General features: G+C 43.6%; 24 protein-coding genes. 4 read left to right on the top strand and 20 right to left on the bottom strand.

Translation table 11 applies throughout. The features are described 5' to 3' along the window. Positions 1-19 precede the first annotated feature (19 nt). The 4 genes from AC0YOD_RS03620 to lepB all read right to left on the bottom strand — a co-directional run bounded on the left by AC0YOD_RS03620 (position 20) and on the right by lepB (position 3,821). The gene (locus tag AC0YOD_RS03620; protein ID WP_475797859.1) at positions 20-709 is read right to left on the bottom strand and encodes a response regulator transcription factor; all 690 of its coding nucleotides are present in this window, start codon (positions 707-709) and stop codon (positions 20-22) included. Next, positions 687-2,153: a sensor histidine kinase gene (locus AC0YOD_RS03615; RefSeq protein WP_475797858.1), complete on the bottom strand. Its 1,467-nt coding sequence runs from the start codon at positions 2,151-2,153 to the stop codon at positions 687-689. The genes AC0YOD_RS03620 and AC0YOD_RS03615 overlap by 23 nt, the downstream gene beginning before the upstream one ends. Before the next feature lie 159 nt (positions 2,154-2,312). After that, on the bottom strand, positions 2,313-3,263 hold the full coding sequence (locus AC0YOD_RS03610; protein WP_475797857.1) for a DUF4184 family protein: 951 nt from the start codon (positions 3,261-3,263) through the stop codon (positions 2,313-2,315). Positions 3,264-3,278: 15 nt separating this feature from the next. After that, positions 3,279-3,821 (bottom strand): signal peptidase I, encoded by a 543-nt coding sequence (lepB, locus tag AC0YOD_RS03605; protein WP_475797856.1) that lies wholly within the window; start codon positions 3,819-3,821, stop codon positions 3,279-3,281. 224 nt (positions 3,822-4,045) lie between these two features. Here lepB and AC0YOD_RS03600 point away from each other — a divergent pair, with 224 nt between their 5' ends. Next, positions 4,046-5,260, top strand: coding sequence for an MFS transporter (locus AC0YOD_RS03600; protein ID WP_475797855.1), 1,215 nt, complete (start codon positions 4,046-4,048; stop codon positions 5,258-5,260). Next, positions 5,257-5,850, top strand: coding sequence for an HAD family hydrolase (locus AC0YOD_RS03595; protein WP_475797854.1), 594 nt, complete (start codon positions 5,257-5,259; stop codon positions 5,848-5,850). Before AC0YOD_RS03600 ends, AC0YOD_RS03595 begins: the two co-directional genes overlap by 4 nt. On the opposite strand, the gene AC0YOD_RS03590 is transcribed toward AC0YOD_RS03595, so the two are convergent. Continuing rightward, positions 5,830-7,593 (bottom strand): ATP-binding cassette domain-containing protein, encoded by a 1,764-nt coding sequence (locus AC0YOD_RS03590; protein ID WP_475797853.1) that lies wholly within the window; start codon positions 7,591-7,593, stop codon positions 5,830-5,832. The genes AC0YOD_RS03595 and AC0YOD_RS03590 overlap by 21 nt on opposite strands. Next, positions 7,583-8,461, bottom strand: a complete 879-nt coding sequence (locus tag AC0YOD_RS03585; RefSeq protein ID WP_475797852.1) for an energy-coupling factor ABC transporter ATP-binding protein — start codon at positions 8,459-8,461, stop codon at positions 7,583-7,585. The genes AC0YOD_RS03590 and AC0YOD_RS03585 overlap by 11 nt, the downstream gene beginning before the upstream one ends. A 97-nt stretch (positions 8,462-8,558) precedes the next feature. Here AC0YOD_RS03585 and AC0YOD_RS03580 point away from each other — a divergent pair, with 97 nt between their 5' ends. After that, positions 8,559-9,173, top strand: coding sequence for a biotin transporter BioY (locus AC0YOD_RS03580; RefSeq protein ID WP_475797851.1), 615 nt, complete (start codon positions 8,559-8,561; stop codon positions 9,171-9,173). A 98-nt stretch (positions 9,174-9,271) separates the two neighbouring features. Here AC0YOD_RS03580 and AC0YOD_RS03575 read toward each other — a convergent pair whose 3' ends face one another. From AC0YOD_RS03575 to AC0YOD_RS03535, 9 genes are all read right to left on the bottom strand, one after another. Then, on the bottom strand, positions 9,272-9,994 hold the full coding sequence (locus tag AC0YOD_RS03575; protein ID WP_475797850.1) for a Stf0 family sulfotransferase: 723 nt from the start codon (positions 9,992-9,994) through the stop codon (positions 9,272-9,274). A gap of 20 nt (positions 9,995-10,014) precedes the next feature. Beyond that, positions 10,015-10,581 carry an adenylyl-sulfate kinase gene (cysC, locus tag AC0YOD_RS03570; protein WP_475797849.1) on the bottom strand — a complete coding sequence of 189 codons (567 nt, stop codon included), beginning with the start codon at positions 10,579-10,581 and terminating at the stop codon, positions 10,015-10,017. A gap of 154 nt (positions 10,582-10,735) precedes the next feature. Then, positions 10,736-11,182, bottom strand: a complete 447-nt coding sequence (locus AC0YOD_RS03565; protein ID WP_475797848.1) for an N-acetyltransferase family protein — start codon at positions 11,180-11,182, stop codon at positions 10,736-10,738. 131 nt (positions 11,183-11,313) lie between these two features. Beyond that, complete coding sequence (locus tag AC0YOD_RS03560) at positions 11,314-11,511, bottom strand: OadG family protein (RefSeq protein WP_475797847.1); 198 nt, start codon at positions 11,509-11,511, stop codon at positions 11,314-11,316. Positions 11,512-11,529: 18 nt separating this feature from the next. Beyond that, positions 11,530-12,714, bottom strand: a complete 1,185-nt coding sequence (locus AC0YOD_RS03555; RefSeq protein WP_475797846.1) for an anti-sigma factor — start codon at positions 12,712-12,714, stop codon at positions 11,530-11,532. Next, complete coding sequence (locus AC0YOD_RS03550; protein WP_475797845.1) at positions 12,707-13,213, bottom strand: sigma-70 family RNA polymerase sigma factor; 507 nt, start codon at positions 13,211-13,213, stop codon at positions 12,707-12,709. Before AC0YOD_RS03550 ends, AC0YOD_RS03555 begins: the two co-directional genes overlap by 8 nt. A gap of 186 nt (positions 13,214-13,399) precedes the next feature. After that, positions 13,400-13,897: a YlbF/YmcA family competence regulator gene (locus AC0YOD_RS03545; protein ID WP_475797844.1), complete on the bottom strand. Its 498-nt coding sequence runs from the start codon at positions 13,895-13,897 to the stop codon at positions 13,400-13,402. Between the two features lie 24 nt (positions 13,898-13,921). Further along, a complete protein-coding gene (gene miaB, locus AC0YOD_RS03540; RefSeq protein WP_475797843.1) occupies positions 13,922-15,508 on the bottom strand; it encodes a tRNA (N6-isopentenyl adenosine(37)-C2)-methylthiotransferase MiaB in 1,587 nt (528 codons plus the stop codon). A 443-nt stretch (positions 15,509-15,951) separates the two neighbouring features. Beyond that, positions 15,952-16,554 carry a TetR/AcrR family transcriptional regulator gene (locus tag AC0YOD_RS03535; protein ID WP_475797842.1) on the bottom strand — a complete coding sequence of 201 codons (603 nt, stop codon included), beginning with the start codon at positions 16,552-16,554 and terminating at the stop codon, positions 15,952-15,954. A 192-nt stretch (positions 16,555-16,746) separates the two neighbouring features. Here AC0YOD_RS03535 and AC0YOD_RS03530 point away from each other — a divergent pair, with 192 nt between their 5' ends. Then, positions 16,747-18,240, top strand: coding sequence for an MDR family MFS transporter (locus AC0YOD_RS03530; protein ID WP_475797841.1), 1,494 nt, complete (start codon positions 16,747-16,749; stop codon positions 18,238-18,240). A 128-nt stretch (positions 18,241-18,368) separates the two neighbouring features. Here AC0YOD_RS03530 and pduL read toward each other — a convergent pair whose 3' ends face one another. The 5 genes from pduL to AC0YOD_RS03505 all read right to left on the bottom strand — a co-directional run bounded on the left by pduL (position 18,369) and on the right by AC0YOD_RS03505 (position 23,123). Beyond that, entirely contained in the window at positions 18,369-18,944 is a 576-nt protein-coding gene (pduL, locus tag AC0YOD_RS03525; protein ID WP_475797840.1) for a phosphate propanoyltransferase, read from the bottom strand. Between the two features lie 84 nt (positions 18,945-19,028). After that, the gene (locus tag AC0YOD_RS03520; protein WP_475797839.1) at positions 19,029-19,895 is read right to left on the bottom strand and encodes a 2-oxoacid:ferredoxin oxidoreductase subunit beta; all 867 of its coding nucleotides are present in this window, start codon (positions 19,893-19,895) and stop codon (positions 19,029-19,031) included. After that, positions 19,873-21,630 carry a 2-oxoacid:acceptor oxidoreductase subunit alpha gene (locus tag AC0YOD_RS03515; RefSeq protein ID WP_475797838.1) on the bottom strand — a complete coding sequence of 586 codons (1,758 nt, stop codon included), beginning with the start codon at positions 21,628-21,630 and terminating at the stop codon, positions 19,873-19,875. Before AC0YOD_RS03515 ends, AC0YOD_RS03520 begins: the two co-directional genes overlap by 23 nt. Before the next feature lie 185 nt (positions 21,631-21,815). Next, positions 21,816-22,757 carry a dipeptidase gene (locus tag AC0YOD_RS03510; protein WP_475797837.1) on the bottom strand — a complete coding sequence of 314 codons (942 nt, stop codon included), beginning with the start codon at positions 22,755-22,757 and terminating at the stop codon, positions 21,816-21,818. A gap of 105 nt (positions 22,758-22,862) precedes the next feature. Continuing rightward, a complete protein-coding gene (locus AC0YOD_RS03505; RefSeq protein WP_006036664.1) occupies positions 22,863-23,123 on the bottom strand; it encodes a stage V sporulation protein S in 261 nt (86 codons plus the stop codon). Positions 23,124-23,220 lie beyond the last annotated feature (97 nt).

Below are 23,220 nucleotides of genomic sequence, written 5' to 3'. Positions count from 1 at the left end.
TAAAACTTAAAACACAAGTCTAAACCTTGAAACGATACCCCACACCCCAAATCGTATCGATATATTGGGGATTGGATGGATCATGCTCAATTTTCTCTCGCAGTCTTCGAATATGAACCGTAACCGTCGCTGCATCGCCGTAGGAATCTATTCCCCAAATTCGCTGGAACAGCTCTTCCTTCTCAAACACGCGGTTTGGATGTGAAGCAAGCAGCAAGAGAAGCTCATATTCCTTAACGGTCAAATTAGCTTCTTCTTCATGAATCATTACTCGACGCGAGGGTTTATCTATAAACAAGCCTCGTATCCGGATATGGTCGCCGCGTTCTGCTTTATTCGCGGTCAGTCGCTCATATCTTGCCAAATGCGCTTTCACACGCGCAACCAACTCGCTCGGACTAAAGGGCTTGGTCATATAATCGTCAGCTCCAAGGCCAAGGCCTCTTATTTTATCGATGTCTTCCTTCTTCGCTGTTACCATTAGAATCGGTGTATTGCTTGTTTGCCTAATTTGCCGACAAATTTCAAAACCATCTATTTTAGGCAGCATAACATCCAAAATGATGAGGTCATATTGACCCTCCAAAGCTTTCTTTAAACCGACATCTCCTCTATTCTCAAGCTCTACAGCAAAACCATAGCTCTCCAAATAGTCGCGTTCGAGCTCGGCGATGGCCTTTTCGTCTTCAATGATAAGTATGTTCTTCATCCTCACCCACCGTTCTGACGATCATCGATTTGGGCAGCCTCAAACAGAATCGGGCTCCGCCCTGCTCTCTATTTTCTGCCCATACGGTACCGCCATGCCCTTCAATAATTTGTTTGACTATTGCTAGTCCAAGACCGCTGCCCCCCGTTTCCGAGTTCCGGGATTGCTCCGCGCGATAGAAGCGGTCAAAGATGTAAGGCAATGAGTCCTCTTCAATGCCGGGTCCAGTGTCTTCAATTTCTACTTGAACATAGCCCTCTTGCTCCTTCAGCTGCACATGAATCTCTTTTTTGTTTTGAACGGGATTTTGACCCATATATTTGACGCAATTATTCAAAATATTCATGAGCATTCTGCTAAGCTTATCCGGATCAGCGGCGATCAAAGGCGACTTCATCTCATCTGGCTCATAAAATAGCTTCACATCTGATTTTTCCAAATCAAACCGTTGTTCATCCAAAAAATGCTCTAAGTAACGGCCCAAATCGATGACATTAAAATCAAATGCAACGGTTTGCAAATCAAGCTTTGAAAATAGAAATAACTCGTCGATCAACTGATCCATGTCTGTAGCTTTCCGATAGATGGTTTGCATATATCGCCGGCGTTTCTCGTCCGTGTTCGCAATGCCATCCATGATACCCTCAACATATCCTTTTATTGCTGATATCGGCGTCTTTAAGTCATGTGAAATATGGGATAACAGCATTTTTCGATTTTCCTCATATTGAAGGCTCTGATCAATAGATTGCTTCAGTCTCACCCTCATCTCCTCAAATGCGATACTCAGTTGTCCGATCTCCCCTTTGGTTGTAGTTACAACCTTATGGGATAGATCACCATCCTTAATTTGCAGCGCCGCCGATTCGAGCTTCTTGATGGGACGAATTATACTTCGTGAAACGTAATAAGTAAGCAACAAGCTCGTTAAAGCAATGATTGCCAAACTAATCGCTGTCCCAAATCGTCGTGCATAAATAGGAACAAGATCATTTCTTCTTAAGAATAACGCTCTGCCTTCCCCTCCATCTGGATATGTAAAGTCCAATATGCTTGTTTCAAAACTGAAGGAATTAAAAACTGCATTCTTTGGATGCTGATCTAATAATTGCTGCCAATCCTCATTTGGTGAAACTTGACTCAAAAAAGGCGATACAGATGTGATTTTTCCATCACGTGATAGCAACAGCCCTGCCCAAAGGTCCCCTAGCCTCTTTTGAATTCCTGCAATATATTGCTGATCCTCCATTTCTCCTGCATCATTGCGCATTACAAAGGATAGTTCACCATACACCGTCGCTTGCAGGTACGCCTCTGTTTCATCCTTATGAACATATTGACGAAAATCTTTAAATCCCCCGGTATTTAAAACAAAAACCATAAAAGCAACCATTAAAATAAACGGAACAAATACCATTGCTAAATAGGACATATAAAGCTTCACTCGAATAGACAATTTTGTTCACGCCTCACAATTACTTTAATGTTGATTCTTTCTTTTATCATAAAGGCTATTTCTAAACGATTTTATAACCAATTCTTACAAAAGTATTACGTTTGAACGATTACAACAATTAATTAATACCATCATTATTTAACCTCATTAAACTTTAACGGCATTATTATATGATTTTATTTCTTTTTGTTTGAAAAAAAGGGAACCTAAAAGAATGATCGCCGATAATATCCATATATACGCCACCCATATTGGCCATGAAAACGATAGATTTAAGGTCAGCAGCTTATACAACCCAATGCAACCATACAATCCGGCTATGAATGCAATTGCTCGAGAACGATTGTTTTCCTGAATAGCCAAGTATACCAGAGTTGTCGCATATAAGCCTAAGAGACATGAGGTTAACGGTGCGACTGCCCAAATACTTATAGAAAAATAGGAGCCTGATAGGATCAGCTTACCCAAAAATAATAAACCAGACAATAAAATAAGAAGTAACCATTGCCACATACCAAATGAAAAAATCGTACTCCTATTACATTTAGTCGGCTTCTCCCTATTCTCTTGCCATTTATACCATCTATAAAGCAAGTATAATGCAGGAACTAAAATTCCAATAACAGATAATGAGAGCTGGGCAATATGATATATCTGATCACCAGCGAAGGATTTCGTCAAAAACGTAACTCTTTGCACGAACCATCCGCTGCTGTGCGTCCAATTATCCAAAAAAACATGTGAGTAAAACCCTAGAAATACCGATACAAAAAAAAGCAACCAATCCATCATCGACGTTAAACGCCAAGGATGGATCATTTGCTCAGCAAAGCGATTGATGCCTGCAAAGCTTGGGAGCATATGTGGAATCGCAGGCTTGATTATCCAATGAAAAGCAAATGCAAAAGCCGTACAGGTAGGCATAGCTAGGAGAAAAAATCCGCCTAAGGAATGCCCGACGGAGCGAAATGGCTGCATCGCGATAAAATACTCGATATCAGGCGCCATACTTCCCAAAATGAGTCCAGTCACACTTAATGAAGGGATGATCTGTTTCAGAGGGGCGGCAAATAAAGAATGCGATAGCGTAAAAGGCATGGTTAGTACATCCTTCTATTCATTGAGTGTACCAAACTTAGGAATCGGCCATAGTCTGAATACCGCTCTTCCTTCAATGCTTGTTCTTGAGATTGGACCAATCTCACGACTATCTAGACTATGCTCTCGATTATCTCCCATAACAAACAGTTGTCCCGCTTGAACAGTAAAAGGCATTTCCACGCTTCCAGCAAAGGTTTGACCTTTCGTATATTGCTCCTCGATCTTCTCTCCATTCAAGAAAACAGCACCATCATGAATATCAATAACATCACCCGGTAATGCCACTACTCGTTTTATCAACCGAAGCTCACTCTCAGGTCCGCTGATTATAACAATATCTCCATGTTGAGGCTCATGAAAACGATAAGACCATTTATCTTCAATAAGCCGCTGACCGGCTATAAGTGTATTTTGCATAGAAACATTTTGCACCTCTGATTGCGCATATACATAATTTTGAAATAACATAGCCACGACGATTGCAACCAATAATGACAGTGTCCACTCTCTCACCTCGCGCACCCATTTATTAGTCTGACGTTTTTCTTTTTTCATCAATGATCACTTCTTTCATTAGGATTAGTATTCTTTGTCCATTTACTATTATGGATAAAGCTATAAAAATTTTTAAAAGAACAATTTTTTGAGAGCTGCATATAAAAAGATCAATGCTTTATACGTAATATAGTGGATAAAGTTTCCAAACATCTCTTGAAATTATTAGTCGACAATGAAAGCCGTAATACGATAGAGTGAGAAGAAAAGGAGTTTTATATAGAATGAATGGGGTAACCGTCTCTCAAAAGCTGATTTTCACAGCTATAACTCTTCTATACTGGATTTCTATGTACATATATGTTCCAACCTTAACGCCATATCTTAGTGAGCGCGGCCTTTCATTGCAGCTTATTGGAATTGTACTCGGAAGCTATGGTTTCGTGCAAATGTTCGTTCGATTCCCTCTTGGCATTCTATCGGATAAATGGGGTAAACGAAAACCGTTTATTATACTAGGAATGCTCACTGCAGGCATTAGCTGTCTACTATTTTTAATTCCTGGCTTATGGATTTGGCCGTTAGTCGGCAGGTTAATGGCTGGTGTCTGTGCTTCTACATGGGTCGCCTTTACCGTGCTGTACGCAAGCTATTTTGGTGCAGGCCAGACAGCCCGAGCCATGGGAAATATTAGTTTCATGATCGTATCCGGACAAATGATCGGCATGCTGCTCAGCGGTTGGCTGACTGAAGGGGTTAATGAAAATGCCCCCTTTATTTTGGGTGCCATCATTGCAGGTGCCGGACTCCTTCTAGCACTTATACTAAAAGAGCCTCAATTGGACAAAGGCAAACAGCCGGGCATGTCATTTGCCATGATCAAAAATGTTGTCAAAACAAAAACGCTTCTGCAGGTATCCCTTCTATCCATATTGGCTCACGGGATTTTATTTATTACGATGTTTGGATTCACGCCGCTGAAGGCAGAGGAATTAGGTGCTGGAGGCTTCGGTTTAACAGCAGTTGTGTTTGCTTTCATGCTCCCTCATGCTCTAGCTTCCCTCGTTACTGCACGGTGGTTTACACCAAAATTCGGATACTGGGGTACCATTGGCATTGGATTCGCCGTTAGCATGCTTTGTACAGGAGCAATGGTATGGGCTGATTCTCTTTGGGTGCTGATCATCACACAAGCCGTTAACGGATTCGCGCAAGGTCTCCATATGCCGCTGCTGCTTGGTTTAGCAATCCGGGATGTTGCCCTTCCTGGACGTGCTACTGCGATGGGACTTTATCAAGCTATGTATGCAATCGGCATGTTTTCTGGACCTTTCCTTGCAGGCTGGCTGAATGAAAGCTGGGGCTTAAACAGCGGATTTTTATTTGGTTCTCTGATTGGCTTTTTCGCAGTTCTGCTAGCATGGATTTGGGCCTTGCAAGAGCGTAAAGCAAATCAGATTTCTAGAAACAATCCTATTAATAAGGAGGTCAGCGGATGACAAGACCTCAGCTTGTGCTGGACATCGGCGGGGTACTGGCATCAAATCTATCCCCTCGCTTCTGGTCGTTGCTCACAGAGAACGCCTCTATTTCGGAGGCCGCTCTATATGCTGAATATAAGGAACAATTGAGTCAGTCGTTATGGACAGGTCATATTTCAGAGGAAGGGTTTTGGAAGTGGCTTGAAGATCGAACACCGCAGCTTCAGGCTGGGGAAGCACTAGCCTTTTTGAAGAGCAGCCTTGTACCGTTGCCCGGACTTGAAATGATCCAACAATGGCATTCCATTGCTGACCTTCATATTTTGAGCAATCATTTATCCGCTTGGGTTGAGCCTATTATCGAACCGATTAAGCCTTATTTAAAAAGTATAACGATCTCTAGCGAGGTAGGTATGCGTAAGCCCGATCCTGCTATTTTCAATTTGCTAGTCCCCCATTTCGCTAATGCCAGCGATGTTTTTTTCATTGATGATCAGGAGAAAAATGTAAAGCAAGCAGCTTCGCTTGGTTGGCGAACACTGCTTGCCGATGAGGATGGACATTGGATACCATTAGTGCTGCCTCTATTAGAGGGCTGCAGCAAGTAAAATCAGCAATAGGCTGCAAGTTGCAGCTATAACAAATAGCTTAACATCGGAACGACCAAAGTGAAGGCGGAATCCATAAGTAGGGTTTCGCTTACTGTATCCGTATCCGCGTGCTTCGAGTGCGTCTGCCATTCCCTCCGCCAATCGAAGGATAGATCGGATATACGGAATAAGTACAGAGTGAAGCATGCGGAACGGAACCGTTTTTAAAGGAGCAGCCGCCTTTCCCCTTGCATGAGCCAGCTTCGCAAACCTCTCCCATTCCCCCGTAAGAAGCGGTATGAATCGAAAAATCAACGTAACAATAAGTGCAAAGGAATGAATAGGCACCTTCAAATACCTCAACCATCCAAACGTTTGTTCAATGGCTCGCTGTAGTCTAAGAGGTGTCATTAGTTTGAGCATTGGCATCCCTAACAGCATGATGAGCAGCAGTTTACTGAATCTGATTAAAATCGGCCATACAATCACCCAATTGAAGGATAGCGGATCTAGTGATAACCCTCCGATTACGCAAAAAATAACGATCATAATAAAATAAATGCGAATAATCTTTATCCAAGGGTAGATCAACTCTCGAAAAGGGATTAATAATAGAAGCACCATCATTGCACCGATTGCAACTTCAAAAAAGGTTTTTAAGGCCAACACACCTGATGCCAATAAAATATAGGCGATAACGATTATTCTCGGATCGTATTTGCTCGACCTCTTCTGATCCGCTGAAGGAGTGGTTAATTTATGAGACTTGTCGTTTTCATTGACGGTATCAGCATGAACAGAAGGCAATGACAGCTCAGTTCTATCATAATTCTTCAAAGTATCACTGATGCTGTTATCACGCTCAGCTTTCTGTACAGCCTGCTCACGCTCATTCCCTTGCGTACGCGCCAGCAGCTCCGCTGCCAGTGCCGCGGCTACCTCGCGCGGCGCTGGCCACGGCGCCCCGCCGCTTCGCGCCGGCTCCAGCGGCGGCATAGCCGCCTCCGCGCGCTGCTCCGCAAGGGCGCGCAGCACCTTCGGCGCAGCTGCTGCATGCGCTACCGCCGCAGCAGAAGCCGCTTCGCGGACCGTGCCGCCGCTAACCACGGCGACCGTATCCGCTAGCGGCAGCAGTGCATCGAGGTCGTGCGTTGCCACGACCGCTCCGCCCCCCGCCGCCCTGTGCGCTTCAAGTACTGCGCACAGGCGGCGAATACCGGCGGCGTCTAATCCCGCCGTCGGTTCATCCAGCAGCAGCCATTCTGGCTCACACGCGAGCAAGCAGGCGAGTGAAAGCCGTCGCTGCTGCCCTCCGCTGAGCGTCCATGGGTCTCGCCCCAGCAAATCTGCGGAAAGACCCACCCTATCTATTGCTCCGGCTATTCGCCGCTCTGCAACCTCTCCCGTAACTTCGTAAGGCTTCAAAGAATAGAGAAATTCCTCCCGCACGCTAGCAGCAAACCATTGCGACTCTGAGTTCTGCAAAGATATCCCTAGTTTCATAATGACATCTTGGTTCAGCTTCTTCTTCCGTCCTAACTTATCCCATAATGGAGCTTGTCCTAATGAAATAACTCCTTCTTTAATGGGACGCAGTCCTGCCATGGTCTCTAGCAAAGTAGACTTGCCAGCGCCGTTGTGACCAACCAGCAGAGTAATCTGTCCGGCTTTAAACGTAGCATGTATATCAGTTAACAGCGTTCGCTGCTCCGAACCATTCGTACTTACAGTAACTCCATCAAGCTTCCAATCAGCGTCCATATTGCTTCACCGCCTCAGCCAGCATTTCAGCCGTGAATGGAAAGGGACTAAGCATGACTCCCTGCTCCTCAAGCCCCCAAGCAACTTGTGCGGAATAAGAAGCCTGAAAACCAAGCTTCTCACACAGGCTGTCTGGCGCAGCCGGTGTTGATCTTAGAAACCATCCATCTGCTCCACCATCGTACACTACGTTACCTGCTCTGAGAGCAATGATTCGATCCGCTTCGTTCAACTCCTCCAGCTTTTGTGTAATCCAAACCACTGTCACACCCGCCGCATGCAAAGCGCGTACCCGCTCCAATACGAAGCTTGACGCATCAGGATCAAGCATGGCTGTCACCTCGTCAAGCACGAGAATAGGAGATTGAACAGCTAAGCAGCCGGCTATCGCAACAAGCTGCTTCTGACCGCCAGATAATGACTCTATCGGCTGATGCATCCTCTCACCCATGCCAACCATATGGAGTGCTTCCTCTGCACGCTTAATAATACTAGCGGCATCTGCATCATTTTGCTCAAGCATGATGACGATATCCTCCCATGCTGTAGCACCGATCATAGAAGCCTCTGGCTGCTGCATGACCATTGGAATCGGTTTTCCATAAGCTTTTATTTCTGTACTTCTGATGACCTTCCCCTTTACACTTCCCATACGAAGGCCCACTGCCAGCTTAGCCAGTGTACTCTTTCCGCTGCCGTTACGGCCAAGCAGCGTAATCCAATCACCCATATGTATTTTTATATTGGCATCTATTAGAATGGCAGGAGGTTCATCCTCCTCCTTCATCTGATGTGGATATACCGATATTCCCTTCATTTCAATTAAGCATGTGGATTCCAAAATTTTCTCACCTAACCTCTTCCCCAAAACGATTGGATATGCTACAATTCGTTTTGTTAACCTATGTTAAATATAAGTGGTTAACAATAAAATCGCAACTACATAATAGAATTGGAGATCAAAAATGCAAACCAATAATATACGATCACTTGTATTCATCGCCTTATTTGCAGCCTTATTTATCGTTATGAGCGCTCTTACCATCAAGCTTGGCGGCTCATTTCTGCCCTTTACCTTGCAGACGCTAGCTGTAGCGATAGCTGGGTTGTTCCTTACACCGCGCAACGCTTTTCTAAGTATATTCATTGTTATTTTACTTACTGCAATCGGACTTCCCTTATTCAGCGGTCAAGGCGGCATTTCGACCTTAACTGGACCCACTGCCGGATTTATTTTCGCATTTCCATTTTGCGCGCTTTTGGTCAGCCTTGCAGTTGGAGGCTTCCTTCGGTACAAGGGGTCTAAAACAAATAAAATCATTGCCTTTATCGCTTTTTTCATAATTTTTGAAATTTTCAGCTCGTTCTGTGCTTATATTTCTGGTGTGCCTTGGCTCATGCATGTAACTGGCTATTCCTTGCCAAAAGCATTAGTCACCTGGTTTTTCCCATTCATGATCGGTGATGCCCTCAAATCACTAGCTGCGACGGTTTTGGCAATCTCTTTAACACCTTACATTGTGTACATTCGAGCGTCAACTACAAAAAAACAATCGAATGAATCTTCCTACCGGGTTTAACTTATCTGATTCACCTCAACTTTACGCAATAACAAAAAAGAACCAGTTTTAGCACGATAAATCGTGTTAGACCGGTTCTTTTTTTATTGTACACAGCTTTACCACGCTGGTGTTTTCCAGTCAGCTTGACGCTCCTGACGGTAACGCTGGACCCATTGCTCTGCTGTATCATCAGCAAGCTTATCAAATGCTGGGGGTGCAACCTTAACGGATTCAGTCGGGATGTCAAGAAACGCCAATACCCTTAGCACCGTTGCTTCATAATCGAGAATAAAATCCTCATAGACGATTGTGAGCGGAACAATTCCTTCTTCTGAAAAAAAGTCTTCCAATGCAGCTTCACGCAAAGTACATTCGGTAAATAAATGGTTTATCGCATCGAAATTGTACTTGTCGGCAAGATCATGCTCTTGCGGCTTCTCACCATATTGCCGGTGCCATTCACCGGATACAATCGCTCTCCACCATGATACAGCTAATCGTATTTTGTTTCTTCGAGTCATATAGATGTGTTTATTGCAATTTGGGAAGGCTTCTTGCCAGACGCTTGGTCTTGTAGCCGTCTCTGGTAATTGAAATATGTTTCGAAATGCAGAAATCATCTCTTCATTCATGCTTGTCTTCAAACCAAAAACGCCATTAGGCGAAGTACCCTCACTCCACATCTGTTCTAAATGCTCTCGTGTCATTTCCTTAGGATCTTTTCCTAAGAGCCATTCAGAGGGATTTCCTGCCACTCTAGTAGATTCAAGCGCTTTATTCAGCAGTGTACTCCCTGTTCGCTGTGAAAACCATATCGTATAGGATTGCTTTGGTCTCATTTAGTTATCCTCCTTTCCTTCTACTCGTTATGGTTGATTCTTCGTTTGATGAATGAGGCAAGTGTGCCTGTACAAGCATCTATTGATTGCTGCTCAGTATCAATGAGCAAATCAGGCTTAATGGGTGGCTCGTAGGGAGAGTCAATCCCAGTAAAATCAGGAATCTCTTCATTTCTTGCCTTGCGATATAACCCCTTTGGATCACGTTGCTCACATGCTTCCAATGAGCAGCTCACATAAATCTCAGCATAATCATTCGGCTCAAACCGATTCTTAATCTCTCTTCTAGTTGATTTAAATGGAGAAATCATAGGAACAAGTACGACAAATCCTTTATTTAAGAACATGACCGCAACCTCCATAGCACGACGCAGGTTCTCCTTACGTGATTCCTCTGTAAATCCAAGATCTCGGTTCAGCCCTTGCCGCAATTGATCTCCATCAATAGTGACACATCTGATGCCGTGACTGACCAATTGACGCTCCACTTCGCAAGCAATCGTTGTCTTGCCTGATCCTGACAATCCTGTTAGCCAGATAACGATGCCTCCATGACCATTCCATCTTTGCCATAAATCCCTCTCCATTGTTGCATGCTCCTTCTATGCGAGAGGATGACTAGCGCAGTTATCCTTCACCTTTTCATCTATTTGTATTTAGTATAAAAGCCAGAAATAATACAGACAATGTAATGTTTAATTATATCTGTTTATTACTCTATTTCTCCATTAGCTCTAAATTTCACAATCTCATGTTCAAGCAGTATGTCTGAAATCCAATCTTTGACCAAAAAAGAAGACCTTTTTCATTAGATGCTAGAACATCAATATTTACCGTGCAGTCCTTAGGAAATCTGGTTTCACGAAGGAGTATGATACCCAGCCTACCGTAACCCTTGTTTCGGTGTTCGCTTTGGATAAAATATTGCCGCAAGTATACTCGTTTACTTTTTGGAAAGTACTCATCATTTCTTATTTGATAGACCGCGTAACCGACTACACTATCATCCACTTTAAGTACAACAACACTCCAGTTCCCCATTATCCAATCATGCATTCGCTCTTGCAGTTCATGATGAGACATAGGATTGCGGCTTCCCTCGTCTTCAATCAGTTTTTTATTCATTTGTACCAAAATCGGTAAATCAGATTCATTGGCTATATGTATAAATAGAGTCAAAATAATCATTCCCTTATTAATTTATACGAGGCTATCTTCCCATTATCCGCTTGATCTCAATTATCTTTCCCGCTCACTTTCCCTTTAGTTGAAAACGGTCCACTGTACTCCCGATCTACTTGTGAACCGTATACCCAAACTTAGGATGAAGAAGAACCTATAAATTGAATGACTCCAATCAAAATGATTAGAACTGCAAAAACAATAATAAAGCCTAATACAAATTTAATTCCATTAGAAGATTTCGATTTATGCTGAAGCTGCTTTTCGACACTGCTTAATCTTTCTTTTAGCTCTTGTATTTCCTTATCCTTATCTTTTTCCTTTTCCCGCTCCATGGATAAACCTCACTCTACTTACTCCATTTCATCCCAGTTCCATAACCGCACCTCGCCTAACTTTATTCCATTCACAAAAGATTCATCTCGCAGCTTCAAAATTTCTTTTACAGGACCTGTAACAGCAATCCCGTAGATACGAACACCGTTTGTCTCCACATAATCTAGCGTTTGATTTATAGTAGCTGAAGATACTACTGATCTCGCAATCGATTTATATTTTTGAAGCAAACGGAGCGTTTCCTTAAAATTATCTTCACGCAGTTTACCGTCTCCGTAAGCATCGACACTGGGGTAACGGGTGATTGTCATTTTCTCAAACCTTGAAGAATCCGTCTTCTTCTCTTGCTGGACAGTACGTTCTCCATCGCCATGATGCCACATCGGTGTTAGGGGAAAACCTATAGGCTCCAACGCAACATCGTATTTATTCTCACCTTCACCTTCGAATTCCCCCTTATATACAGCAAGCCATAGGGGTTCCATCTCTTTATTCTGAAACAGCTTTAATGCTGCGTCCGTCTCATAATATTGATCCAGTGAAATAAACGCCTCTGCTACAGTGCCCTCTGGCAGCTTCTCTAGTCGCTTCCATTCTTGCCCGCTCATTTCTGACGAGGCTTTAGGCGAATAAAAAACCATCTTATTATCAAAAAAAGTGCGTGTACCAGAACCCAGCATCTGATTCAGTCTAAATGTCTGCGAATACATGCCCATCGTTGCTTGCTCACTGCCAATTTTTTTTGTAATGGGACCTGAATACTTCATCCCCAATATGCCGGCTGGACCACTGCTTAAGCCAACTTGAACATTGGGACTCGTAACTTGAATAGCCGATCTAACCACATCACGGTAGATATCGGCACGCGATGGGTCTCCCATCGAATAGAAAAGAGAGATGATTACCGAATTTAATAGGGATAATAGCAGTAACAAACCAAATACCGTCCCGACGCTCCAATAACGAGCACGTCGTTTCCCTTGCTGCATCAGCTTCTTTGCTTGCTTTGGATTTAGTTCCATTGCACGCTCTGACTTTCCTTTCTCTAGCTTAGACTCCCTTTCGCTGCCCGCAAGCATCTCATCCAAATAAGCCTGATAGATTTCCAGCTTTTCCATTTCCCGCTCCACCTCGGCTTGCTCCTCAGCAGAGAGCTTTCCATCCGCTAAATCCTTTAATTGTTGCTTGAATTTATCAGTCATGCTCGACTCCTCCTTCCTTCAACTGACGCAGTGCTGCCCTCGCACGAAACAGTAGAACTTTATAGTAGGCTAATCCAACTCCCATAATCTCGGCTGACTCCGCATAAGACAACTCATTCCAGTCATGAAGCAGCACCGCTTGCCTCTGCTTCTCAGGGAGATCTGACACCGATTTGCTTAGCTCACTGATCCTTTCTCCTTTCAATACAAGGTGCTCCGGCGTGACATTGTCTGTTAATCCATTAAAATAAGAAGCCTCCTGAGGACTGCTGCGTTTCTCCTTACGCTTATAATCAATGAGAGCATGATGCGCAACCTTGAATAGCCATGGCTTCACCTTTTCGCCTGAATAACTATCCAAATATAAATAAGCTCTATAAAATGTTTCCTGCACGATATCCTCTGCTGCAAAGTGGTCTTGGCAGAGGAACAGCAAATAGCGATATACATCCTTCATATAAAGCATATAAAGATCGTCGATACTGTTCGGCTCTGCCACCCCCTGACTCTTTTGATCATGAATACTGTTTTCTTAGTCGTCATATACACGTTTGAAACATTAAAAAGTTACAACTATTGAAAATATCTATTCACTTTCACTTTACAAAACGAAATAAAGCCATATTCGAAGCCTCTCTTAAGGAAGAGTGTCGAATATGGCTTTATGCATTTTTATTTATAAATATCAGTCGCTGCAATCTTCCGGATCTGGCTCAGAAGCATCTTCAACATTGATTTTCTCTGATACAGTGTCGCGAATGATCGATACAACTAGCTGCAGCAAATAGTTAATATCAGATTGTGATTGCTGGAATTCCGACACGATTGGAATACCGTCAAGCTCATCCTGCAATGTTTCCATTTCAGCTTCAATCTTTTTAACCATATCCGCATTTTTGAAAGTCGTTTCAAAGGCTACGACTTCTTTTTGTTTCTTTTTTATTTGAGCGATCAATACCTGTATCTTGTCATTGCCATTGATTTGTTTCTCAGCGCGGCGGTAGTGCTGTACTTCCTCCGATGTAAATATGAGGTCAGCGAGCTCCTTCGCTTTCTTCGAAATATCCTCGCGGACAATTAGGTCGCGCGTATGGAAGCTTGGTACACCGCAGCCATCGCCATGCTCATGATCGTGGTCATGATGATTTTCTGTTTGATTTTCTACCTTTTGCTGCTCTGTCATTTGTCATCTCTCCTGTTTCTTCCGTTAGCTAACGGCTTCTTCAACGCTTTTATCTAACGCTTCAGCCTTGATATACCACGTTTGGGCTTCTGTTACTTTCGCTTGAATAAACTGTCCTACCCATTCTCTTGGCCCTTCAAGGTGAACCAATTTATTCGTACGTGTTCTGCCTGACAAGATGTTAGCATTATTTTTGCTTTCGCCTTCGATCAATACCTCAACAATCGAACCCCGCAGCTGCTCATTCTTTTCACGAGCATTCAGTGCTAATTGAGCGTTCAAACGTTGAAGTCGCGCTTTCTTGACCTCTAACGGAACATTATCCTCCATGCCTGCCGCCGGTGTTCCTTCACGGGGCGAATAGAGGAAAGTATAAGCAGAATCAAAGCCTACTTCCTTAACTAGCGTCATCGTTTCTTCGAATTGCTCGTCCGTTTCACCAGGGAAGCCCACGATAATATCCGAAGTCAGCATGACATCTGGGATAGCAGTCTTAATTTTGGAGACGAGCTCCAAATATATTTCACGAGAATATTTGCGGCTCATACGCTTCAATATTTCTGTACTGCCTGATTGAACAGGCAGATGGATATGCTCCACTAAATTTCCGCGTGTTGCCAGCACCTCAATGAGATGATCGTCAAAGTCACGTGGATGGCTTGTCATAAAGCGAACACGCGGAATATCGATTTTGGACATATCATGCATGAGATCACCGAAGCGATACTGGATATCCTCAAAATCCTTTCCATACGCATTCACGTTCTGGCCTAAGAGCGTAATCTCCTTAAAGCCTTGACGAGCTAATTCACGCACCTCTGCGATAACATCCTCTGGACGGCGGCTTCGTTCCTTGCCGCGCGTATACGGCACGATGCAGTAGGTGCAAAACTTATCACAGCCATACATGATGTTAACCCATGCACGCATGCCCTCGCGTTTCTTTGGCATGTTCTCAATAATGTCGCCTTCCTTGGACCACACCTCGACGACTAGCTCTTTGCTGAAATAAGCATTTTGCAGCAAATAAGGAAGTCTATGTATGTTGTGCGTTCCAAAGATCATATCCACGAATGAATGCTTTTGCAAAATTCGCCCAACGACAGATTCCTCTTGAGACATGCAACCGCATACGCCAAGCAGCAAACCCGGTTTTTCTGTCTTCAGAGTCTTGAGATGACCCAGTTCACCAAATACTTTATCTTCAGCATTTTCACGGATCGCGCATGTATTGAGCAAAATAACATCGGCAACCTGACGATCCTCGGTTGCAACATAGCCCATTTCCTCGAACATGCCCTTCATAACTTCCGTGTCATGCTCATTCATTTGACAGCCATACGTTTGAATCAAATAAAACTTGCCTGCGCCGATTGTACGCAGCTCATCAGGAATCGAGAAATCATAATGAACCTCGATCTCCTCTTTTCCGCGTTTTTTCTCATCTCGATGATTAGGAGTAGAATTAATTTGAACATTCCGCCCCTTAATTCGATAGGTCGTTTTGCCATCTTCCTCGGAAAGAACCTTTGCATCAGAAAAGTCGAAATACTTGCTGTAGTCTTTTTCGCCTTTGATGGATTTCAAGTCCGCTGAGTTCCCCTTAGTCATTCTATTGTCACATCCCTATACCTCTATGTCCGCAAACAATTATTTTATTTCTTTTAAACATCAATAAGAAATTATAGCATAATAACCCTATTGAATCCACTTTATCACCAATGACAATTAGATAAGCTTAAGAGATTATTTTCCTTTATTTACGGGATTATTTTCTAACATTTATACCTCGTATGAAATTCTTTAATATAACCAAAGTTTACAAGTCTTTAAGGGCTTTCTTTAAATCCCTCCTAAGATATGCATAAAGGAATGAGAAGGATAGCCTTTCCGGAGAAAATGGTGGGTGTGCGAGGAAGTTGGATATTTATTACGATGTTTTTGTTAGGCGGCAGCTAGTAAAGCCCCTCTATCGAGCGCAAAAATAAATTCCACTCTGTTTGAGTGTAAGGAGCCTGTTCAACTCGCTACCGCTTTATTTGATAATCATCCAATTAACGAAACATAGGATCGATAAATGTGCTGCAAAAACGATCTTGAATCTCTTCACAGCTATACCCCATTACATCTCTTAAGTGTCTATAAATAATTGGCGATTGCATGGAAATATAGGAATGAGCAACATAACTTGGATCAATGGGTTGAATCTGCTTCTGATCCATAGCTTCTTGAAAAAGCTCGCAAATAACTCGATGCAAATAAAGATATGGCGGTGATTGGAAAAAATCCCACTTTTGCTCCTCAGGACGCGTATGAGAATGTATCACACTCAGCCATTTAGACTCTTGATCAACGAATGCGATAATACGTCGCATAACCTCGCTTAGCCTCGCTCGAACAGATGCAGTTCCCTCTACTTCTATAAAATTTTCGATTTCGCTCATAAAAATATTAAAGTTATCTTTCATCATTTCCATACACAAATCGCCTTTGTTAGAATACCGTCGATAAAGGGTGCCTTGTCCTATGCCTACTGATTTTGCAATTTGATGCATACTGACCGACTCCACCCCATGCTCGGTAAACAAATGATCAGCAGTGCGCAGTATCGCTTTACTCAGCTCCTGCTTCGTTCTGCCGTTCTCCGGTGCAGTCATCGCCCTCTTCTCCTTCTGTCACATTAAATATTAACAAATGAAACAATTGACAAATGATTCATTCGTCATTATTATTCAGTAATGCGGACAATTGTCCGCTTTAGATACGGTTATCTCTTATTGTAGCCTGACTTATCATGGAAGGTCAATGTAAAGAGAATGAAACCGGAAAAACGGATAGGAGGAATAGACATGTCTTCAGCTTCAAAACAGAAAGCTCCAACTAATGATGCAATGTCGATTAGAAATATTATCGCTCCGCTCATTGCGATCATTGTTGGTATGTTTATGGTTATTTTAGACGGTACCGCGATGAATGTCGCGATGCCCGGTTTAATGAAAGATTTTGAAAGCTCTATGACAATCGTTCAGTGGACGATTACCGGCTATGCGCTTGCTCAGGCTGCCGTCATTCCGCTTGCGGGATGGATGTCAGATCGCTTTGGCGCAAAGCAAGTGTTCTTATTTTCAATTATTATGTTTACGCTTGGTTCTGGGCTCTGCGCATTAGCTTCTACAGCGGAACAACTTATCGTATTCCGAATCATACAAGGGCTAGGCGGCGGTATGGTAGCTCCAATTGCAATGGCATTTACATTCAGACTGAGCCCTCCAGGCAAGCAAGGTGCTGTAATGGGGATGATCGGTATTCCCATGCTGCTCGCTCCCGCTCTGGGCCCTGTCGTTGCCGGCTGGCTCGTAGATTATGTATCTTGGCACTGGATTTTCATCATTAATCTTCCAATCGGAGTAGCAGCCGTTATTATCGGTCTGCGCACCCTGCCTAACATAGAGCGGAAACGTGTTCCTGCTCTAGATTTCTTAGGCATGCTGTTTGCACCTCTTGCCTTCGCGATGCTCGTATACGGTGTTAGTTCAGCAAGCGGCGGTGAAGGCGGCGACAGCAGCGGTTGGACCTCACCAGAGGCTTTGACGGGAATAATTGCAGGCGGAATTGCTCTTATCATTTTCATTATCGTCGAGCTTACCCGCAAAGAGCCATTGCTCGAGCTTCGCGTTTTTAAATCCAGCAGCTTTACAAAAGGAATCATTTTGCAGTGGATTCTACAAATCGCTCTATTTGGAACATTGTTCCTCGTACCGATTTTCTTGCAGCTTGCGAAAGGCTATTCTGCATTTGACACTGGCCTGATTCTACTTCCTCAAGCACTTGCAGCAGGAATATTCATGCCGATAGGCGGCAAGTTATTTGACCGTTTTGGTGCGCGACCTATCGTTATAACAGGTTTGTCCCTTGTTACAATCGCTGGTTTCTTACTCAGTCATATCTCTTCTGATACGACAATCATGGCGCTTATGGTTCCTCTAGCTATGCTGGGTGCCGGCATGGGCTTATCCATGATGCCGCTAAATACACATATTATGCAATCCGCTCCTAGGGAGCTGGTAAGCCGTGTAACCTCTCTGACGGCTGCCGCACAGCAGGTTATGACCTCCTTTGCCATTGCCGGCTTATCAACCATTTTGGCTAGCCGCGCTACGCACTATGGTAAAGTCAGTCCTGGTCCTAACGTCGTTTATTCTGCTTATGGAGACACCTTCTTTATACTAGCTTGCATTGCTATCATTGGCGCACTGGTAGGACTTTTACTCCGCCGACCGAAACAGGACCAAGCAAGCAGCGCAGATGAGAAACCAGAAGTATCCATGATGATGGGTCATTAATCTCTACAAAACAAAATAAAAAAGCTGCAAGCCAATCGTCCTAGAACGACTGGTTTGCAGCTTTTTCTCTATTGGGTAATCAATTGTATCTAATTCATCTCTTATCAAAGGTGGAACTTATTGAAGCATTAATCTATGATTTCTGCCGTATCCCCGTTTTTCACGCCTGCTGCGTTCGCCTCATCTGTATCGATATGCATATCAAGCGCATAGCTCTCTGATACTCGTGCAACTACATTTTCAAAAACAACCCCACGCTCACCGCTAAAGCGGACTCGCAGCAACTGCTTATCGGCAACCCCAAAGCGCTCAGCATCGGTTGTGTGGAAGTGAATATGTCGCGCCGCCACAATGACTCCCTCATCAATGGTTACCTCTCCTGCCGGCCCCTGAAGCTTAATGCCTGCAGAGCCCTTTGTATCTCCTGATTCTCTAACAGGCGGATTAACTCCGAGCGCAAAAGCATCTGTACGAGATACCTCAAGCTGTGTCCCTTTACGAGTAGGACCTAAAATTCTCACCTTGGCAAAGGTCCCCTTTGGTCCAATAACAGCAACTGTTTCATTAGCAGCATATTGCCCTGGCTGCGAAAGCGGCTTCATCTCGGTTAATTCATAGCCTTTGCCGAACAAAAGCTCAACATGCTCTTCTGATAGATGGATATGTCTTGCGGATACACCAATCGTAACTTCCTTATGTATCATGCTGTCACTCTCCTATGTCTTTCTATTATTATGATACGTAAAAAAAAAGCATATGGCCTCGAGGCCATATGCTTATCATACCATTTATTTAAATTCAGCAACAAGCTTGTCGAATTGATCTGATGTAATCATAAGGTCTTGTTTCGCCAAGCCCTCTTGCTTGAAGCCTGTAATCATATCTTCATAAGACTTACGTGTTTTGTTCTGATAAATTAGACCAGTCAGCATACCATTTGTTTCCATGATTTTATTCATCGCCATTACGCGGTCAGATGGATCATAATCAGGGAATTGCTCCAAGTTCACAACACGCTCTTTAAACCAGTCATACGTGTTGATCTTATTAAATGTAACGCAAGGGCTGAATACGTTAATGAGAGAGAAGCCTTCATGATTAATGCCCTCTTCAATGAGCTTCGTCAGCTGCTTCAGATCGCTGGAGAATGATTGAGCTACAAATGTTGCGCCAGACGACAATGCGATCTCAAGCGGAGAGAGCGTCGTCTCAATCGATCCTTCCGGTGTTGATTTTGTTTTGAAGCCTTCCGCGCTTCGCGGTGAGGTTTGACCTTTGGTCAAGCCGTAGATTTGGTTATCCATAACGATATACGTTACGTTAAGATTACGGCGAATCGCATGAACAGTATGGCCCATTCCAATTGCGAAGCCGTCTCCATCTCCGCCAGATGCAATAACCGTTAGCTCGCGGTTAGCAAGCTTAACACCTTGTGCAATTGGAAGTACCCGACCATGAATACCATGGAAGCCGTACGCATTGATATAACCAGAAATTCGGCCTGAGCAGCCAATACCGGAAATTACGGCAAGATCTTCAGGCTCAAGTCCTACATTAGCTGCAGCGCGCTGTATAGCCGCTTGAATGGAGAAATCTCCACAACCGGGACACCAGTTCGGCTTAACGTTATTTCTAAACTCTTTGAACGTTGCCATCTAAACTCAACTCCTTACAAGCTTTGTGAACGTCGGAAGGCAAGAATGGATTGCCGTCGTATTTAAGCAAGCTTTCGATTTTTTCAGCAAATCCCGCATGCATCTTAATTTGGTTAGCCAGCTGTGCGGTTGCATTATTCTCGATGACGATCACTTTTTTAGCTTTCTGCAGGTAAGGAAGCAAAGGTATCGTTGGGAACGGATGAATTTGACGAATGGTAATATGATTCGTCGCTACACCTTCTTGCGAGAGTGTGCTTCTTGCTTCATCAATCGTTCCGCCTGTAGAGCCCATTCCAATAATGAGCAGATCTGGGGTCTCATGAGGCGCATCAACACGAATCGCTTCGCGAATATACATTTCATTTAACTTATTTAGACGTTTATCCATCATATTTAAGCGATTGACCGAGCTCTCAGATGGACGTCCTGTCTCATCATGCTCAACACCTGTTACATGATGCAGACCGCCTTTTTCACCTGGCAGCACCCGCTGAGAAACACCATCTTCCGTAAGCTCATAACGTTTAAACAAATCATGGCCTTCAAGCGCCGGTACATCAGTTACTAACTTACCGCGTTTAATTTCAATTTTATTGTAGTCAAGCTGATCGCAGGACTGTTTGCCTAGCGACAGTTGAAGATCCGTCATCAGAATAACTGGCACTTGATATTGCTCAGCCAAGTTAAATGCTTCAATTGTATCGTAGAAGCAATCCTCAATCGACGCAGGCGCAATGACGATTTTCGGAATTTCACCATGTGTTCCGTAAACCATTGCGTTAAGGTCAGATTGCTCTTGTTTCGTAGGAAGACCCGTTGAAGGACCACCACGCTGCGTATTTACGATTACGAGCGGCGTTTCTGTCATCCCAGCAAGACCAATTGCTTCTGTCATGAGGGAAAGACCCGGACCTGCTGAAGCCGTCATTGAACGAACGCCTGCGTAGTTTGCACCAATCGCCATCGTTACAGCTGCTATCTCATCCTCGGTTTGTACAACTGTACCTCCGAATAGAGGAAGCTTCTTGATCAAATATTCCATAATTTCAGAAGCCGGTGTAATTGGGTAAGCAGCCATAAGACGACAGCCTGCTGCAACAGAGCCAAGACCAATGGCTTCATTGCCGATCATAAATAGCTTTTGTTGACCGTCTGCTGGTTCAAGCTTAAATGCATCGAGAGGGCCGCCTGCTTGTTCCAGAACGAATTCAGCGCCGCGTTTTACCGCTTCAACGTTTTTCTCAACGATAGCTGCGCCCTTGCGTCCGAACTCTTCTTCTACTGCTTTATTGAATACTTCAAGCGGCAAACCAAGAAGAGCCCATGATGCGCCAGAGGCAACCATGTTTTTCATCAAGGATGTTCCAAGCTCTTCAGCCATTGCGGTAATGGGAACAGCGAATAATCTAGCATCTATGCCATCAGGTATGGTTGGATTAAATTTAGCGTCTGCAACGATGACACCGCCAAGGCGCAGCTCCTTTGCATTTAGATCAATACTCTCTTGGTCAAATGCAACAAGAATGTCTAGATCATCAGAAATAGCACGAATAGGTTTCGTGCTGATGCGAATTTTATTATTTGTGTGCCCACCTTTGATCCTCGAAGAAAAGTGTCTATATCCATATAAATAGTATCCAAGACGATTTAGCGCAGTAGAGAAGATACGATCCGTACTCTCAACGCCTTCCCCTTGTTGTCCCCCGATCTTCCAAGACAATTGACTAATCAAAATGCCCAACTCCTCTTTTTCTAGAACGTGCAAATATTCGATATCATCAAATAAGATATATAATATATGTCATAACAATCACAACAATTTTAAAGCGTATAGGCATAAAAATCAAGCAATAAATGCTTGGACTAAGCATAATTTGTTTCGATTGATTCCATATCAGATAAAGAATGGATGACAGTTTAATCATTTGGAAGGTTTGTTCTTAAGAAATGGATCGCATTCTCTGACATAAAGTGTTTTACCTGCTGCTCGGAATAGCGCTTTAGCAGTGCCTCTTGTAGTGTGAACAGCTCACCTGGATGCGATAAGCCGGCAATATAACGATCTATGCCGTCAAAATCAGAGCCTAACATAATTCCATGCTCCCCGCCAAGCTCGCAAATATGTTCAATATGATGAAGCAAATGGTCTATCGTAACGACTTCTGCTTGTGATACAAACCAAGGCACATAGGTGACACCAATCAAACCCTGCCCTTTTATAATGGCTCCAATTTGCTCATTCGTTAAATTGCGAGGATGCTCACATACTGCTCTTGCATTAGAATGAGAGGCTATGAAGGGCTGCGATGAGAGCTCTGCAATATCCCAGAAAGCCCTATCGGATAAATGTGATACATCTATTATTATACCCAAATTATTACATTGTTCTACAAACAAACGCCCTTTTACAGTTAAACCTCCGCCTCGTGGCTCCATGGCTCCGTCAGCTGCCCAATTGGCATGATTCCAAGTTAATCCGGCTGCACGCACACCTAGTTGATGCAATATACGAAGCATAGACATTTGTCCATTTAATCCATCTACACCTTCAAGTGATAGTAAGGCACCGATCTTACCATCCCTTATACAGGAATCTAGTTCCTTCACCGTTCTCACCCAAACCATATTTTCGCAAGATAATACAAATTGGTGGAATCGATCCAAACTCTCCAGTATCGGTTCTAAACGTCCATTCATAGATTGAGGAATGTAGATTGCAAAAGTCTGCAAAACCGTCCCAGAAGCCTTCAAACGCTCGTATGTAACATCTAAACCGCCTTGCTTACCAGCTTGAAACGTCAAAGTATCATCAAGAAGCAGTTTATATAGCACATCGCAATGAAAATCAACCACTTTCATAGGAGCACCTCACCATTTGTTAGACTGACAGCAAAAAAACCTGTCTACGTCGTAAACAGGCGAAACATTTGTTTTCATCCAATTGGCTTGCGCCGCTTGGACTTGCTACCGAGGTTCAACAATCAATTTGATTGCTGTTCGGTCCTCCCCGTCAATAACGATGTCAGTAAAAGCTGGTATGCAGATTAGATCCACCCCGCTGGGAGCGACAAATCCACGAGCAATGGCAACTGCTTTGATCGCTTGATTTAAAGCGCCAGCCCCAATAGCTTGCAGCTCTGCTCCACCACGTTCACGGAGAACACCAGCCAGAGCACCTGCAACGGAATTAGGATTAGATTTTGCTGAAACTTTTAATACGTCCATAAAAAGAACCTCCCCTTCAACTGTTGGATGGATTCCACTGTTAAATAGTATTCGAGAGAGGTTAAAAAATTCCTGCTTTTATTGCAATGAATTCACG

This window comes from Paenibacillus sp. J31P13 (assembly GCF_056269295.1).
This window is presented reverse-complemented; position numbering and strand designations above follow the sequence as displayed.